Raw genomic sequence first — 15,387 nt, 5'->3', positions numbered from 1 at the left:
GATCGATCTGAACCTCGAAGGACGTGATGGTGTCCGACAAACCCGAACCGGCTCGATTCTCCGAATCGCCGCAGACAGAAGCAGGACTCGAAGGCACCTGTTCCCTTCCTGGGCATCTCTCGTGTGGGGGCAACACGGCATGGAGGCGAAATCGGCATCTGCGACAGTCTCAGGTGCGGCCGAACATGGTTCCAGACACGAGGAGCAGGGACCGTCCTCGTGCAGGCAGATCGTCGGCGTGAACTCTCCTCCGGACCCGAGCCCGCCGACGGAAGTCGTGCCGTCGAGCTTCGACCACCACGGCGAGATCGACGAACACGACCGGGTGACGGCTCACGGCCATCCGCCACGGCGAGCTACCCGCCGGTCAAGGTGAGACCAACCTGCGCCACACGTCGAGAGCCGGTCGGGCGGTTCCGTCGGCGGTGCGCATACCGAGAGATTCGAAGAGACGCGGCACGTCCTGCTCCGACGGGGGAAGTGCGTCGATCCAGGCGGTGATGTCGGTCGGGAAGAACCAGGCCACGAAGACCAGACCCGGCGTCTCTGCCCTCCGCCCCAGCCATTCGACGTAGTCGGCCTGGTCGGATGGCGAGAACGTCTGTCTGCCTGCCAGAGTGGGGAGCGCCGCCGCCGGATACCCGGTCTCGGCCACCGCAAGGGGCAGACCGAGATCGGCGATGGAATCGAAGTACTCCTCCGCAGGAAAGCCGTTCCCTGTCACGTATGGATACGTGGAGATGCCGATGATGTCGAGAGTGTCGACGAGGTCGGCTGCGGCACGAGGGTCGCCCAGTTCCATCTGGAACGATGCGAAAACCACGGTCTTGGGGTGTGCCGCCTTGATTTCTTCGTACAACTCCCGGTACAGCGACACGAGATTCGGATAGTCCGTCGGCTGGGCAACTTCGTACATGTTGATCTCGACAGCCAGGTTGAACCAGTCCGGTTCGAACTCGTCGGCCAGGTACCGCACCCAACGCCGAATCCCCTCCCGGACCTCCGGGTCGTCGAATGACCGCCCGGCGACCGACGCCGGCGGGCCCCCTGCCCTCCACGAACCGGGGATACCGCTGCGAGTCTGGTCGGTGATGGCGGTCGCGACATACACGCCGAGTTGCGGGTTCTGCGCGGCGAACGCCTTCAGGGACGCCATCTCCCCGACGAGCGCCGGTGGCAGGTCGGAGTCCGCCAGCAGGCCCTCCCAAGGTATTCCGTCGTCGAAATGGAAGGCGACGAGGTCACCTTCGGCAGCAACAAACCGAAACGCGTCACCGACGGACTGTTCGTTCGGGCCGGCGGGAAAGGGAACGAAACCCCAGCGGGTGGTAGGCGTCCGCTCGCCGGAGACGGGAGCGATCGACGTGCTGGACACCGTCACCGTGGATGCAACCGCGGTCGATGACGGCGCCGTGTCTGCGACGGTGCAGCCGCCAACCACCAAGGCCAGCGCCACGATCACCGCCCTGAGACTCATGAACCTGCTATCGGCAAACCATGGAGGATGCTGAACCGCGCCCGCACGGTTGCCGTCGATCGCCCATGAGTGGAGAACCGCATTCTTTGCGGCTGAGCGCAAGGGGAAGCGCCACCATCACACGTCGCCGACCTCTCAGAGGTGGTTTCTCCGACATCGACCTCCCACCGATGCTCCTCCCGATCGAGCCTCTGGGCCATGCCTGTTTGACGAAGGCAAGGGTCCTTCCTGCAAGGAACATCACGAATCCACCCCCATGAACTTGGCCGTGAAGGAGCGCCGTCCGTTCCTGCCCTCCGTCACGGACACAGCCGGCCACCTGCCCAGCAAGACCGAAGTGACCAGAAGCCCCGATACGGAGGTGGGCAGCAGCCGATCAGGGACGAGAAGGATGAGATTGCCTCCGACTCGATGGGAAGGCGCCCGGCCGGCGGGTCGGGGCCCGGGGCGTCGGCAAGGTCGGTTGTAGGGACTTCGGGAAACCACCATTCCCGATCTTGAAAGAGTTCGCCTCCTGCGGTTCCGATGCGGCACTCGTGCTCGGCGACAAACACGACGTCGGCGATGACGATGGACCTACAGTGCCTCTGCCTTTGCGAGGCTGTGCACAGCATCCAGACGGGCGGAGGCGAGATCGTCCGCCGTGATCCCCAACGGTTCCCCGATGGCCTGTTCCACTTCCCGAACCAGAGCCGTGGCATCGAGACCATAGTGCTTCATCAGATAAGGACGAGAGGCGCCATGGGCAAATGTGTCGCGCAAGCCGATCTTGCGCAAATGGGAACCGAGTCCGTTCTCTGCAATCAGGTCGGCCACCGCCGAGCCCAGGCCCCCGACCACGGAATGATTCTCCATGGTGATCACACCGCGGTTTGCCGACGCCACCGCTTCGGTAACCGCCGGATCGTCGAAGGGCTTGAGAGTGGAAACGTGTAAATGCTCGATACCGACCCCGCGCGACTTGAGGACCGCCGTCGCTCGCATCGCCTCCTCCGTGCAGATGCCGGACGACAACAGGGTGATGTCGGTCCCGGTGCTGAGATGACGGGCCCTGCCGAGCGCCATTCGCTCGGAGGGATCGAAAAGGCGCGGAACTTCCCCTCGAAGCTGCCGGATGTACACGGGTCCGTCGACTTGGTGGGCAACGCCGATGATCTGTTCGACCTCGCTCGCATCGCCTGCTTCGACGATCGTCATATTGGGAAGCATCCGTACGACTCCGATGTCATCGATGGCCTGGTGACTTGCACCACCGGGTGTCGTGATGCCGGGCAGGAATCCGACCAGGCGTACCGGGAGATTCGCATATGCCACCGACATCGCCAGCTGGTCGTAAGGACGCCGGTAGAGGAATACCGCAAAGGTGTGCAGGAACGGGTAATAGCCCTCGCGAGCCAAACCGGCGGCAAAACTCATCATGTGCTGCTCGGTCAGGCCCATCGATATGAATCGTTCGGGGTAGGTCTGCTTGAAGAGCCTGATCTCCACCGAGCTTGTCAGGTCGGCAGAGAGGACGAGCACCTCCGGTTTGTCCTTGGCCCACTCGACAAAGGTTCGTTCGTGAGCGTTCGCAACCATCTCCATCAGTGGACGCCTTTCTGCCAGCCGGCGAGCGTGTTCGCGTACATCTGTCGTTCGTCCTCACTCTTGAACCGGACGTAATGAAGCATCGGCCGTCGCTCCTCGAGAAGTGGGATTCCGCGACAGGGGTCGGTGTAGGCCAGAACAACCAGGGGACGACCGTCGGGATCCAGCGTTGCAGGCTCGGCAAGAGCGTCGAGATCGTGCCCATCCACCGAGAATGTGCGGGCACCGAACGCTTCGAGGCGACTTGCCAAGGGCTCGATCCGCATGACATCTTCCATCCGCCCATCGACCTGCTGACCGTTGACATCCACATAGATGCCGATGTTGTCCAGGTTCTGGAACGACATGACTTCGATCGCCTCCCAGGTCTGCCCTTCCTGGAACTCGCCATCGGACATGAACACCCAGACACGACCGGTGTCGCCCTTGAGCCTCCTGGCAAAGGCGATGCCCGACGCCTGGCTCAGGGCCTGTCCCAGGGAGCCACCCATCACTTCGCTGCCGGGAGAATGCTCTGCTGCAATCATCTCCACCGACTGGCCGTCCTGATTGAACATCGCCAATCCCTCTGCCGACATGCGACCCACCTCGACCAGCGTTGCGTAGTGAACGAGCGCATAGTGCGACGGGGACAGGATGAAGCGGTCCAGATCCGGGGCGATCGGTCCGTTGTACGCCGCCCCCGTTCGGTAGTTGAGGTTCTTCGGTCCCGGCACTCCAAGGAACGGTTCCGGGACCATCGGAGCCTCGCTCGGCCCGATGTTCATGATCCGCAGGTACAGCAAAGCGAACAGCTCCGCCGAGGAGCAGGCCTGGCTCAAGTACCCACCACCGTTACGGACCGTGTAGTCCAGAACCTGCCGCCGGATCCCGAGTGCAGCCTGGCTGACCTCGACCTTCCAATCTTCCATCATTGTCCTTCCAGAGCTGCGTCCACCATCCGCTTCACCTGTTCTTCGATCGACCCTCGATACAGCTCGCCTCCGATCAACAGGGTCGTGTCGGGCCCGTAGAACTCGAGCGTTGCACCCACCTTCTCCACACTCATGCCTCCTGCCGGAGCAGGCCACACCGCTCGGAGGTTTCCCAGAGGCGATCGACACCGTTCGGCGATACGCGAACAGGCGTCTCGAGAGAAGCTGAACCGGCCTCCGAAATTCGGAAAGATGGACATGTCGGCGCCGGCGAGGCGGGGAAACACACCGAACAGCACTTCATGCGCTATCCCGGAATCCGGGGATGTGACGAAAGAACCGAGGAATGCCGGATGCGCCTGTATGACGAAGTCGTCGGGAGTATTGCCGGCAATCCACCGCATCGTGTCATGACCTCCCAACCCTGGAAGCACCAACACGCCCCCGGCTCCGGCTTCGATGCAGAGATCTATGGAAGATTCGACATCCTCGTGTGCCACATTCAAGGCCGGAAGGAAGACCGCCGGTGCGCCCCGCACGTCAGCTCCCCGCCGCACTGCCTCGGCCAAGACCGGAACGCGGTCCGCAAACGGAAGAAACGGCTGGGTTGCGAAGGAGTGATCTTCCTTGATCAGGTCGATTCCGTTCGCGGCAAGATCGAAGGCGAAACCGGCCAGATCGCCCACAGGGGTGCCCATCGGTTTCAGCGCGGTTGCCAGAAGCGGGCCCGTCTCTCGATCGAACAACCTTCGGAGCCCTTCGATACCGTTGCGAGGTCCGGCGAAGTTCGCGAGCAGGCTCGCGGGTAAGGCAACGTCGACAAGGCGGACGCCGGCGACCATCGAGATGTTCCCAAAGAGAACATTGAGAAGCTGGGAGAGGAGTCCGCCGGCCAACTCGACGGCAAAGGACACCTCCAGTTCGAACGCCCCGTCTCCCACCTCGTCGAGCCGCTCGATGTGCGCGATCACTTCGCGCTGGATGTCGTCATCGGGCACGAGATCACGCGGAAACTCGATCGTCTGCTCAACAACGAGCTGGTCGGCAACCCTCCTCACGGATTCCCTGTCCCCGACCAAGGCATAGACCGCCCCGAAGCGCTCCCCGGACAAGGCGAGCCGGACCGGCGACAAGGGCGAGACAGGTGTGTGATGACCCTTCATTCGGTGTACAATGGTACAGGTGGTCGCACCAGTGTTCAAAATGAGTGGCGGGAGTAATGCAAAACCAACGAACCCACGGTACCGTCCGGAGGCATCTTGCGAATCGACCGACCCCGCGCCGGCCGAGTCGGGGCTCTAGTCTGTCCACGAACTTTCGTCCAACAACAGGTAGGAGTGGACCCTAGTGCTCGGACGTGTTGCTCGCCTTTACTACGAGTACGACCTCACCCACCAAGAGATCGCCGATCTGTTGGGGGTCTCCCGCATCCGTGTCACCCGTGCTCTCGCCGAGGCGCGTCGGGTTGGCATCGTGACCATCGAGGTGCACACCGATGAGGGTCTCTTCATCGCCGAGGAGAACGCCCTCGCCGACAAGTACGACCTCGACCATGTCTGGGTTGCACCCACCAACTCCGCAAACCGGGCCGATCCGATCGCCCACCTGGCCGCCGACTGCATCGTGCATCTCATCACCAACGGCATGCGGATCGGCGTGGGGCTTTCGACAACCCTGGCCCTGGCAGTCTCGTACATGAAGCCCTCGTCGAGCGTATCCGCCGAGTTCATTCCGCTCCAGGGAACGAATCCCGGTCTTGTCGTGCCACCAACGCCAAGCAATATCGCTCTTGAATTGGCTCACAAGTTCGGCGGTTCCTCGCATGACCTCGCCGTTCCGGTCCTGCCCCAGGCACGCGAGACGGCGATGATGCTGCGATCGGAGCCCGACGTCCAACGGGTGTTCGACATGGCAAGGACGTGCGATCTCGCCCTCGTCGGCGTCGGAGGATCGACCCCCGGAAGTTCCATCATGTTGACCGGAACACTCACCAAGGAGCAGGCCGACGAGCTGAAGGCTGCCGGAGCCGTCGGCGACATCAACGCCCACTTCTTCGACAAAGACGGTTCTCCGGTGGATTCGCCGGTGACCGACCTCGTGCTGGCACTCAACCTGGAGAGCTTCTCGATGATCCCCGTGCGGGTCGGGATAGCGGGAGGGCCCGACAAGGTCGAAGCGCTGCGGGGAGCGTTGCGCGGCAACTTGCTCAACGGCCTCGTGACCGATATCGAGACCGCTCAGCGCCTCATCGCCGAATAGGGCTACTGGCCGTAGTTGACCTGGTACCAGCGGTGGCACCGGTCGATCTCGACGGGGTCCATTTCGGTGACGGTGCATGACTGCTCCGCCAGCCTGATCGTCATCGCCGCTTCCTCGACATGGAGTGCGATCTTGACGGATTCGCTTGCCGAGCGCCCCATCGTGAACACTCCGTGACGTTCCACCAAGGCCGCCATGCCATGGTCCTGGGTGACCTCGATGATCGCAGACCCGGTGTCCTCGGCACCCGGTGTGGCATACCGGCTGCACGGAACCCCGCTCCCGATGAGGTGGGTGAGGGCGGTGAGCGCCGCGGGAATCCCTTGCCCGTTGAGGGCGAAGCTCGTCGCATACGGTGAATGTGTGTGCGTTATGCCACCGACATCGGAACGTCGCCGGTACACGTAGAGATGCACTCCGAGATCGACCGAAGGGGTGAGATCTCCCTCGACCACGTTTCCATCGATGTCGACAACCACCAGTGACCGGGCGGTGAGATTGGCGAACGGCACACCGCTCGGCTTGATGACAATGAGGCCCGTTTCCGGATCCTTCCCGCTGACATTGCCACCGCTCCAGATGACCAACCGGTTCCTCGGCAGTTCGAGATTCATCTCGAGCACTTCTTCCCGCAGGCTATCGAGCATCGTTCTCCTCCTCATGGATGTGTGGATACACAACGATCTTGAGCGATTCATCTGCCTCGGTGAGAAGCCGGAAGCCGTCGGCAAGATCGTCCAGTGCGAAGTGGTGGGTTATGGCTGCAAGCGGGTTGACCCGACCCGACTCGATCAGACGGATGAGCTGATAGGTGTCCCGATGGTCTGCGGAGTACTTGGAGGTAATCGTCACCTCGTCGAAATACGCATCGAAGCCGTCGAGCGCCCACACCGTTCCAGGCTTGGTGGGAGCTCCAAGGTGCACCGTCCCACCTGGTTCGACGAGCGTCCTGGCAGAATCCCAAGCGGAGATGGCAGGCACGGCGGCAACGACGACGTCGGCGAGCAACCCCCCGTTGAGCGAGCGAACCTTCGATGCCAGATCCGGGTCGGCGGCATCCAACACATGGGTTGCGCCAAGCTCGGTGGCCTTGTCGCGTCTCCAACTCGAGAAATCGACCGCGATCACCGTCCCGGCGCCGAACAGCGGCGCCATGTGAACGAACCCCAGGCCCATGAAGCCACACCCAAGAACCACCACGGTATCCCCCGGTTGCACACCACATGTCTTGAGACCGCCCAGTACGCACGACCACGGCTCGATCGTCGTCGCAACGGAATCTCCGATCGACTCGGGAAGCACATGCACGTCCGCCCTGAGATGGTTGGCACTGACCCGGAAGTACTCGGCCATCCCTCCCGGATCCAGGCGGTTGCCGGCATAGAACGGATCACGTGTGTAGTGGCCCCGGATCGCCCAATGAGATTGGAGTCTGCCGACATGATGGTTGACGAAGACGCGGTCGCCCACATGCACTGCGTCGACGTCCACTCCTGCCGCGACGACGACACCCACCGGCTCGTGCCCGAGCACCTTGCCACCCTCTTTGGTGGAATACCACTCCATCGCCTCACCGGCGCATAAACCGCATGCCAAGGTGCGCACCAGCGCCTCGTCGGGTCCGATCTCGGGAACGGGGCGCTCCTCGACGCGAATGTCATCCGGTCCGTAGTAGACGCCGACGCGCATCCTCTCAGGAATCATGGAACTCTCCTCGTGGTGAAATGCAGACGGCGCCAGATCGGCTGCATGAGGCCGGTCAACGCCACATAGGCGGCGAAGCGCTCCTCGATCGCCTCCGATCTGGCCGGTTTCAGCCGATCGATATCGTGAGGAACGCCGGGCAGCGACCCCGTGACGAACGAGACTGCACCTGCACATGCACGATCGTGATGGCCGTCGACCATGATCTCGTGCCCCAAGGCGTCGGCCACCATCTGCTGCCACTCACGACTCGTCGCCCCCCCACCTGACAGAAGAATTGCCGTGGGCTCCCCGGCGGCGCTTTCGACACAGTGACGCAGGGACATGGTGATGCCTTCGGCTACCGCGTATGACAGGTCCGCTCGCTTGGTCGTCGGTTTGATGCCCAGGAACGTCCCTGTCGCATCCGGGGCCAAGAATGGCGCCCGTTCCCCGGCGAGAAACGGCAGGAGCATCACATGGGCCGACTCTGCAGACACGTTGCCGACCTCCTTCCAGAAACGATCCAGCGCCGCAGCGTCGAGGGGACCTCCGAGAACCTCTCGCACATACCAGTCCAACGTGGACGTTCCCGAGTTCGCACCGATGACGCGCAGGAACCGTCCCGGCTCTGGAAACGGCACCGTTGCCCCGACCTGCACCGTCGGATCTGCACGACCCGTCACGCATGCCAGTGCCACCGCCGTCGTACCGAGCACCGCAACAACGGTACCCGGGTCTTCGAAACCCACACCTCGAAACATGGCCACAACGTCGATCGCTCCCATCACCACAGGTGTGCCGGCAGCCAGCCCGGTCTCACGAGACGCTCTCTGGGTGACCGTCCCCAGCGAATCTCCCGGCAGAAGCACCTTTGGCAGGCGCGCTGCGATGTCCTCACAGCCAAGGATGCCGATGAGCTCGGTGCTCCACGTCCGTGAATCCGGATCGAGAAAGGGGATGCCGGCGTTGGAGACGTCCGTCGCGACCTCGCCTGTCAGGCGGTAGTTGATCCAATCCGGGGCACAGACGACCCAACGCGTCCGCCGCACATGATCGGGAGAGTTCTCGTGCAGCCACACCCACAGCGCGCCGGACGTTCCCGGCCACACGACCGTGTCGTTGAGGCGATAGGCGGCCGCGATCGTCCCGTCCGCCTCCCACCCCGCCACGACCTCGTCGGCACGGGCGTCGTTCCATTGATATGCCGGACCGGCCGCCGTTCCATCCGCAGTGATGGTCCAGAGACCATCCCCCTGCCCCGTTACCACCACGGCTGCAACGCGGTGGCCTGCCATCTCAGGCCGGTCCAACAGCGATCGGATCGCTCGACATGTGGTTCCCCAGACAGCCTCGGCATCGACCGAACCGTCTGGCAGGCTTGTTGTTCGTTGGTGCTCCATCGCAACGAGCCCGGCGACTTCTGTGTAGGCCCCGGCCTTGATCACGGATGTGCCGATGTCGATGGAGACAATGAGTTCAGCCATCGTTGACGTCCTCCACGTTTCCTCTCGCGACCTTCGCGAGAATGCCGACCAACTCCTGAACCGGAATGGCGACGGGATTCCCTGCGGTGGAAGATGCCCCGGTCGCGCCGGTGGCGATTTCACGTCGCACGGCGATCGGGATATCGGGCCGAGGCAGATCTGCCGCCATGGCGTGGCCACCGATCCACTCTGCGAGATCCTCCGCCTCGGCGAATGGATGCCCGGTGCACAACCGGGCAAGGTCCCGATACCGCGCCAAGGCAGGGTCGGGAGATGCGGCTTTGCGCAGAATCGAGATGGTGGTGCCCAGCACCGGTCCGGCAAAGAGTCCGCACAGTGAGCCGTGTGCCTGGCCGGTTCGCCCACCGACGACACCGGCGAGACCGTGCACCGTACCCAACTTGGCGTTGGCCAGGGCCAGGCCGCTCAACGTGGCTCCGGTTGCCATCACCTGCCGATCGTCCGCACTCTCGGATCCGGAGATGATGCGCTCCAGGACCGGAAAGGCCAACTTCGCCCCTGCGTACGCCAGGCCCGAGGAGAACGAGTTTCCCAGCGGTGTCGCATACGCCTCGATCAGCTGCACCACCGCATCGAACGCCGCAGCAACGCGCGCACCAAAGGGAACGCCGCCACCGAGGTCGGCGTCGACGACCGCCGCAGAGGGAACCAGTCGGGCGTCCCGCAGCGAGACCTTGCGCCCGGCAATCGATACAACGGCGTTCGCCGTGGCTTCCGCCCCGGTGCCGGCGGTGGTCGGGACTGCGATGCAGGGAAGTGGGTCATGACCGAGCGCCGGCGCTTCTGCTCCCGCCTGGAAATAGTCGGACAACGGCCGGCCGCGATTGGGAATCAATGCCGCAACTGCCTTCGCCGAGTCGATGGCGCTGCCGCCTCCTACGCCGACGACGACTTGCGGCAGGAACTCCGCTACCACGCCGACGAGTTCTTCGACAGATTCGAGTGTCGGCTCTCCATGTCGAGTGAATCTCTGTGTCGAACACCCTGCGCGCGTCAGGATGTCCGCCACGTTCGTCGCCGCCGCGCCCGCACCACCGATCACTGCGACTCGTTGTCCCGGGCGTGCAACGAGGTTCGGTAGCTCGGATGCCGACCCCCGACCGATGTGGAGGGAGCGGGGCAAAGCCAAACGAAAGCGCAGCTGTGTATCGATTGTCGTGTCCTAGCCGTCCGCGGTGACACGGCGCTGTAGTGCAGAGAACGCCAGCGCCCCGACGAGGATGATCCCGGTGAGTGCCGCCTTCAAGTTGAAGTCGACACCCATCAGATTCAATCCGTTGGTCGCCACACCCAGGAACAACACGCCGATCAGAGTTCCGGGAATGTTGGGTCGGCGGCGAGGGTGCATGGCCGCACCGATGAACACCGCCCCGATCGCATCGAGCAGGTACGAGAAACCGGCCAGCGGGGTGTACTGACGCAGTCCGGCGGTGAGGATCACACCGCCGATGGCGCAGGTGGCCGCCGCTGCGACATAGACGAACCATCGGTATCGCTTGACGCGTATCCCCGCCACGACGGAAGCTTCGGACTGGAGACCGATGGCGTGGATTCGCTTCCCGTGTGTCGAGCGCTCCAGCATGACGAAGTACACCACGAGCACGGCGGCTGCGATCACGATCTCGGTAGGTATCCCGAAGATGGACCCGACGGCGAGGTTGCGATAACCCTCCGGCATCTTGCGGAACGAGACCTGTCCTCCTCCGTTCGTGTAGATCCGCTGGACGCTGCCGCCGATGAAGAGTGTGCCGAGCGTGGCAAGGAACGGGCTCACTCGAAGACGCACGATGAGAAATGCATTCAGCAATCCGACGATGGCTCCTCCCATCACCGCGATCACCACGGCGATCTGCCAAGTGACCGAGTAGTCCTTCATCGCGACCACGGCAAACGCCGCCCCGAAATCCACCGCGATACCGACGGACAGATCGATTCCCCCCGATGCGACCACCAGGGTCATCGCCAAAGCGACGATCAAGAGGACCGCGTTCCCTTCGAGAACATTCACGAGATTGCCGAGGCTCAGGAATGCGTCGGTTCGCACCGAGAAGAAGACGACGAACCCCATGAGTACGAGGAGAAAGGCGTACCGACCGAGCAGCGCGCGAAGGTTGAACGCAGTCGTCTCCTCTGCTCCCGTCCGTGCTCTTTCCTCTGCGGAGATCATTGGCTCTCCCGACTGTCAACCGCGGCCGTCGCTACCACGAAGAGAATGAGCACACCCTTCACCATGCCGACCTTGAAGATGTCGACGTTGAGCAGCTGGAATCCGATCGAGAGCGCCTTGACGAGCACAGCACCCAACAAAGCTCCCGGAATCGTGACGACACGCCGCGAAGAGAATGCCGCACCGACAAATGTCGCCAGCACCATGTCCAGCAGAAGCTGCTGTTCGATCCCAGGCGACATTCCGGATCCACGGGCGATCAGAACGACAGAGGCAACGACAGCGGCCCCACTCGCAATGATGAAGGAGCTCGCGATGTACTTCCTGGTGGAAAGTCCGGACATCTCCGCCGCACTGCGAGACCCGCCGACGGCCTGGAGGCGGAGGCCGAAACGTGTTCGATGGAGCCAGAATCCGACGATCCCGAACGTCACCACCATGATCAATGCCGGGATCGGAACACCGAGCACGCTCCCATCCCGGATCTGGCTGATGACGGCGTTCTCCACCGTTATCCGGCGGTTGTTCGTCACCCATCGCGTGATACCGACCACGGCGACCGACGTCGCGAGTGTCGCCAACAGTGGGGTGAGGCCGATTCCTTCGACGAGAAGGGCGTTCACGACCCCCACGGCAAGGACCGCCAACGCCGCAAGAAGGAAGGCAACGCCCAACGGGGCATCACCGGCGGTGAGCAGGTCCGCCATGATCGCAACGCCGAGCACCGACGCTGCGGGAATACTGATGTCGATCCCTCCGACGACGATGTCGTCACCACCGGCCATGACGACTGCGGCCAACCCCATTGCCAAGATGGCGTCGGGCGCGCTCTGTCTGAGGATGCTGGCGATGTTCCTCCCCTCGAGGAAGAACGGCGAGCTGAGCGCCATATAGACCAGCAGGACGACGAATACGAGTAACGGGCCGCGTACGATCAGGAAGCCGCTGATACGAGACCGATCCCATCTGCGGAACGCGACGGTGTCGAGAGAAGTCATCAGGACGCCTTGCCTGCGGCCTCGGATTGACTGGCCGTCGTGAGCGCGAGCAGCTCATCGAGTGTGAGGTCTTCCACCCTTTCGTTGGCAACGATCTCGCCGCGAACCATCACGAGGACCCGATCGCACAAGCCCATCAACTCCCCCAGATCATGCGAGGCAACGAGCACTCCGGCACCGGCGGACGCCAACTCGGCGATCAGGCGGTAGATCTCGGCCTTCGCACCGACATCGACTCCGACCGTCGGCTCGTCCATGAGGAACATGGTGGATTTCGTGACAAGCCACCGAGCCAGCACAACCTTCTGCTGATTGCCACCGCTGAGGAATCGGGCTATCCGATTCGGGTCGCGGGGACGGACATCGATCTTCTCGATCATCCCGTTTGCCCTTGCCGTGGCGGCGGCAGGCTTGAGCCATCCTCGCACCGCCACTTCGTCCAGGCTGGCGAGATTGATGTTGTCCCCCACCGAGAATCCGAGGACGAGGCCGTGGTTGCGACGGTCTCGCGGCACGAGTACAAGACCTTTCGCCACCGCATCGGCGGCGTCGCCCAACTGCAACTGCTCCGAGTTCAGCTTGACACTGCCGGTCCGTATTCGGCGCATTCCGTATATCGCATCGACGAGTTCCTCCCGTCCGGACCCGACGAGTCCGGCCAGACCGACGGTCTCACCGGCACAAACCTCGAAGGACACACCACGAAAGTGGCGGCCGTCCGACAGGTTCTCGATCTGAAGAACCGGTTCCGCCGGCACGCGGTTCTTCTCGGGAAAGAGCTCGCCCAGGTCGCGCCCGACCATGAGTTTGATGATCTCTCCCACACCCGCCTCGGCGGCGTCGTCGACGACCCCGACAGTCCTGCCGTTACGGAACACCGTGACTCGGTCACATATCTCGGTGATCTCGGCCAGGTAGTGGGACACGTAGACCATCGCGATGCCACGCTCTTTCAGCACACGAATCGACTCGAACACGCTATCGACATCTGCTGCCGGCAGGACCGCGGTGGGTTCGTCGAACACGACGAGACGCGCCTGACCGTCGATCAGCGCTCTCGCTATCTGGACCAGCTTTCGATCGGCGACGCTCAGGGCTCGAATCAATGCGTTGCCGTCGATATCGGCGCGTAGTGCGTCATGCAGGAACGCCTCCGCTGCGGCCCTCATGGCTCGCTTCTGTATGCCGAACAGGCCGCTCTTCTCTTGTCCCATGAATACGGACTCGGCAACCGTGAAGTGCGGCACCAGGTTGAGTTCCTGGTGGATGAACCTCACACCCAGGTCATGCACCACTTGGGGCGTTATCGGGTCGACGACGGTTCCGCCGATTTCGACGACACCGTCGTCACATCGATAGACACCGGCCAGTACCTTGATGATGGTCGATTTCCCGGCACCGTTCTCGCCTACGAGACCATGGACCTCGCCGCGCTCAACGAGCAGGTCGGCCCGATCCAGGGCTTGCACACCGGGAAAGCGTTTCGAGATGGCCGTCATCCGTAGGGCGGTCTCCGACGAGCCCTGTCGTGTCTGGCCCAGCGACCTGTCGTTCAAGAGCTCATCACCTTTCGCAGCGTAGCGACCGGCCTCAATGCGGTGCCGGATCGGTATCGATCCGGCACCACATCTTCTCCCGTCACTTCTCTGTGTGTTCCCTCTGACCGTCCCAATCAGTCGCCGTAGCCGAGTTGTTCGTATACGGCTGCTGCCTGTGCCGGTCCACTCACGGGAACGACGTCGACATAGCTCTGGGGCAGCACGGTCTCACCGGCGAGGTAACGTGCCGCATTGTCAACGGCGATCGTCGCGATCTTCCTCGGCTGCTGTGCAACGTTGACGACCCACGGACTGCCGTCTTCCATCATGATCTCGAGCGTGTCGGGACCGGCATCGATCGCAGAGACCACGATCTCGGTGCGACCGGCTTCCTTGAGCGCTTCCACAACACCGATCGCAGGCTGATCCCAGCACGCAACATGGATGGCATCGAGCTCACCGACCGGATACTGCTCGAGCAGATCCAACGTCTGCTGACGAGCATTCTCAGGCGCATTCGCGAACTCCTCGGCCAACTCGGGCTGAATGACCTCGATACCCGGATACGCGGAGTCCAAGACATACTTCCATGTGTTGTAGCGATCACCACAGAACTTCAACGCCTCAGAGAAAGCATTGAACACAGCGACCTTGCCCTCGCCACCAATGGCATCCGCCATCAACCGGCCGGCACTCTCACCCGCATAGAAGTTGTCAGAACCCGTGTTGTTCACAACGAACGGCGACGCATGGTCAACACCGAACACCGGAATCCCCGCAGCCTGCAACGCCTCCAGCTTCGGCTCCACCGCGGAATCACCAAGAATGGTGATCACCGCATCGACCTTCTGTGTCAAGAAGATGTCATGATTCTCCGCGTGCACCGCATTGTCACGACCACCATCGGTCGTAACCACCTCGCCACCAAGGCGCTCCACCTCGGCAACCGCACCCTCGAACGCTTCACGATCCCAGAAATGCTGCGTACCCACCACCGCAACACCAATCGTGTACCCCGCAAGACTCAAATCGGCGACATCGGAACCGGACCCTTCCGGTGCACTCGTGTCTGTCGATACGTCCCCGGTCGTCACGGTAGCTGCTTCGGTATCAGCTGCGGTTGTCGTCGTAGTACCCGAATTCGTACATGCAGCCAGAACCAAGACGAGTCCAAGGAGCAGGGGTATCGTCCGGTGCCGTCTCAGTCTTCGAGATCTCATCTACTTCCTCCTCAACCATCCGGTTATGCCCAAACC

The 15,387-nt window shown here is 62.7% G+C and carries 13 protein-coding genes; 1 reads left to right on the top strand and 12 read right to left on the bottom strand.

The window, feature by feature from the left end; all coding sequences use genetic code 11:
- Window positions 1-367: 367 nt before the first annotated feature.
- The 4 genes from GXP34_06855 to GXP34_06840 all read right to left on the bottom strand — a co-directional run bounded on the left by GXP34_06855 (window position 368) and on the right by GXP34_06840 (window position 5,141).
- A complete protein-coding gene (locus GXP34_06855; protein NOY55692.1) occupies window positions 368-1,477 on the bottom strand; it encodes a hypothetical protein in 1,110 nt (369 codons plus the stop codon).
- Between the two features lie 576 nt (window positions 1,478-2,053).
- Window positions 2,054-3,061: a transketolase gene (locus tag GXP34_06850; GenBank protein NOY55691.1), complete on the bottom strand. Its 1,008-nt coding sequence runs from the start codon at window positions 3,059-3,061 to the stop codon at window positions 2,054-2,056.
- Window positions 3,061-3,978: a transketolase gene (locus tag GXP34_06845; GenBank protein NOY55690.1), complete on the bottom strand. Its 918-nt coding sequence runs from the start codon at window positions 3,976-3,978 to the stop codon at window positions 3,061-3,063. Before GXP34_06845 ends, GXP34_06850 begins: the two co-directional genes overlap by 1 nt.
- On the bottom strand, window positions 3,975-5,141 hold the full coding sequence (locus tag GXP34_06840; protein NOY55689.1) for a ribulose 1,5-bisphosphate carboxylase large subunit: 1,167 nt from the start codon (window positions 5,139-5,141) through the stop codon (window positions 3,975-3,977). Before GXP34_06840 ends, GXP34_06845 begins: the two co-directional genes overlap by 4 nt.
- A 184-nt stretch (window positions 5,142-5,325) precedes the next feature.
- Between GXP34_06840 and GXP34_06835 the strand changes: the two genes are divergently transcribed.
- Entirely contained in the window at window positions 5,326-6,237 is a 912-nt protein-coding gene (locus tag GXP34_06835) for a sugar-binding transcriptional regulator (protein ID NOY55688.1), read from the top strand.
- A 2-nt stretch (window positions 6,238-6,239) separates the two neighbouring features.
- Here the strand turns inward: GXP34_06835 and GXP34_06830 are convergent, their stop codons facing one another.
- The 8 genes from GXP34_06830 to GXP34_06795 all read right to left on the bottom strand — a co-directional run bounded on the left by GXP34_06830 (window position 6,240) and on the right by GXP34_06795 (window position 15,351).
- Window positions 6,240-6,884, bottom strand: coding sequence for a hypothetical protein (locus tag GXP34_06830; GenBank protein ID NOY55687.1), 645 nt, complete (start codon window positions 6,882-6,884; stop codon window positions 6,240-6,242).
- Window positions 6,874-7,941: a zinc-binding dehydrogenase gene (locus GXP34_06825; protein ID NOY55686.1), complete on the bottom strand. Its 1,068-nt coding sequence runs from the start codon at window positions 7,939-7,941 to the stop codon at window positions 6,874-6,876. The genes GXP34_06830 and GXP34_06825 overlap by 11 nt, the downstream gene beginning before the upstream one ends.
- Window positions 7,938-9,407, bottom strand: a complete 1,470-nt coding sequence (locus GXP34_06820) for a hypothetical protein (protein ID NOY55685.1) — start codon at window positions 9,405-9,407, stop codon at window positions 7,938-7,940. Before GXP34_06820 ends, GXP34_06825 begins: the two co-directional genes overlap by 4 nt.
- A complete protein-coding gene (locus GXP34_06815; GenBank protein NOY55684.1) occupies window positions 9,400-10,551 on the bottom strand; it encodes an iron-containing alcohol dehydrogenase in 1,152 nt (383 codons plus the stop codon). The genes GXP34_06820 and GXP34_06815 overlap by 8 nt, the downstream gene beginning before the upstream one ends.
- Window positions 10,552-10,590: 39 nt before the next feature.
- Window positions 10,591-11,595 (bottom strand): ABC transporter permease, encoded by a 1,005-nt coding sequence (locus tag GXP34_06810; GenBank protein ID NOY55683.1) that lies wholly within the window; start codon window positions 11,593-11,595, stop codon window positions 10,591-10,593.
- Complete coding sequence (locus GXP34_06805) at window positions 11,592-12,593, bottom strand: ABC transporter permease (GenBank protein ID NOY55682.1); 1,002 nt, start codon at window positions 12,591-12,593, stop codon at window positions 11,592-11,594. Before GXP34_06805 ends, GXP34_06810 begins: the two co-directional genes overlap by 4 nt.
- Window positions 12,593-14,092: a sugar ABC transporter ATP-binding protein gene (locus GXP34_06800; protein ID NOY55681.1), complete on the bottom strand. Its 1,500-nt coding sequence runs from the start codon at window positions 14,090-14,092 to the stop codon at window positions 12,593-12,595. Before GXP34_06800 ends, GXP34_06805 begins: the two co-directional genes overlap by 1 nt.
- A gap of 173 nt (window positions 14,093-14,265) precedes the next feature.
- Window positions 14,266-15,351, bottom strand: coding sequence for a substrate-binding domain-containing protein (locus tag GXP34_06795; protein ID NOY55680.1), 1,086 nt, complete (start codon window positions 15,349-15,351; stop codon window positions 14,266-14,268).
- Window positions 15,352-15,387: the final 36 nt, after the last annotated feature.

It is taken from the genome of Actinomycetota bacterium (assembly GCA_013152275.1).
In the GTDB taxonomy this organism is placed as follows: domain Bacteria; phylum Actinomycetota; class Acidimicrobiia; order Spongiisociales; family UBA4744; genus BMS3Bbin01.
The sequence above is the reverse complement of the archived record's forward strand: the minus strand, read 5'-3'. Positions and strand labels throughout refer to the sequence as shown.

Excerpts from the sequence above, each read along its gene's own strand:
- GXP34_06830 (NOY55687.1), bottom strand. The coding sequence starts at position 6,884 with ATGCTCGATAGCCTGCGGGAAGAAGTGCTCGAGATGAATCTCGAACTG.
- GXP34_06795 (NOY55680.1), bottom strand. The coding sequence starts at position 15,351 with ATGAGATCTCGAAGACTGAGACGGCACCGGACGATACCCCTGCTCCTT.
- GXP34_06825 (NOY55686.1), bottom strand. The coding sequence starts at position 7,941 with ATGATTCCTGAGAGGATGCGCGTCGGCGTCTACTACGGACCGGATGAC.
- GXP34_06805 (NOY55682.1), bottom strand. The coding sequence starts at position 12,593 with ATGACTTCTCTCGACACCGTCGCGTTCCGCAGATGGGATCGGTCTCGT.
- GXP34_06840 (NOY55689.1), bottom strand. The coding sequence starts at position 5,141 with ATGAAGGGTCATCACACACCTGTCTCGCCCTTGTCGCCGGTCCGGCTC.
- GXP34_06820 (NOY55685.1), bottom strand. The coding sequence starts at position 9,407 with ATGGCTGAACTCATTGTCTCCATCGACATCGGCACATCCGTGATCAAG.
- GXP34_06845 (NOY55690.1), bottom strand. The coding sequence starts at position 3,978 with ATGATGGAAGATTGGAAGGTCGAGGTCAGCCAGGCTGCACTCGGGATC.
- GXP34_06800 (NOY55681.1), bottom strand. The coding sequence starts at position 14,092 with ATGACGGCCATCTCGAAACGCTTTCCCGGTGTGCAAGCCCTGGATCGG.
- GXP34_06850 (NOY55691.1), bottom strand. The coding sequence starts at position 3,061 with ATGGAGATGGTTGCGAACGCTCACGAACGAACCTTTGTCGAGTGGGCC.
- GXP34_06810 (NOY55683.1), bottom strand. The coding sequence starts at position 11,595 with ATGATCTCCGCAGAGGAAAGAGCACGGACGGGAGCAGAGGAGACGACT.
- GXP34_06855 (NOY55692.1), bottom strand. The coding sequence starts at position 1,477 with ATGAGTCTCAGGGCGGTGATCGTGGCGCTGGCCTTGGTGGTTGGCGGC.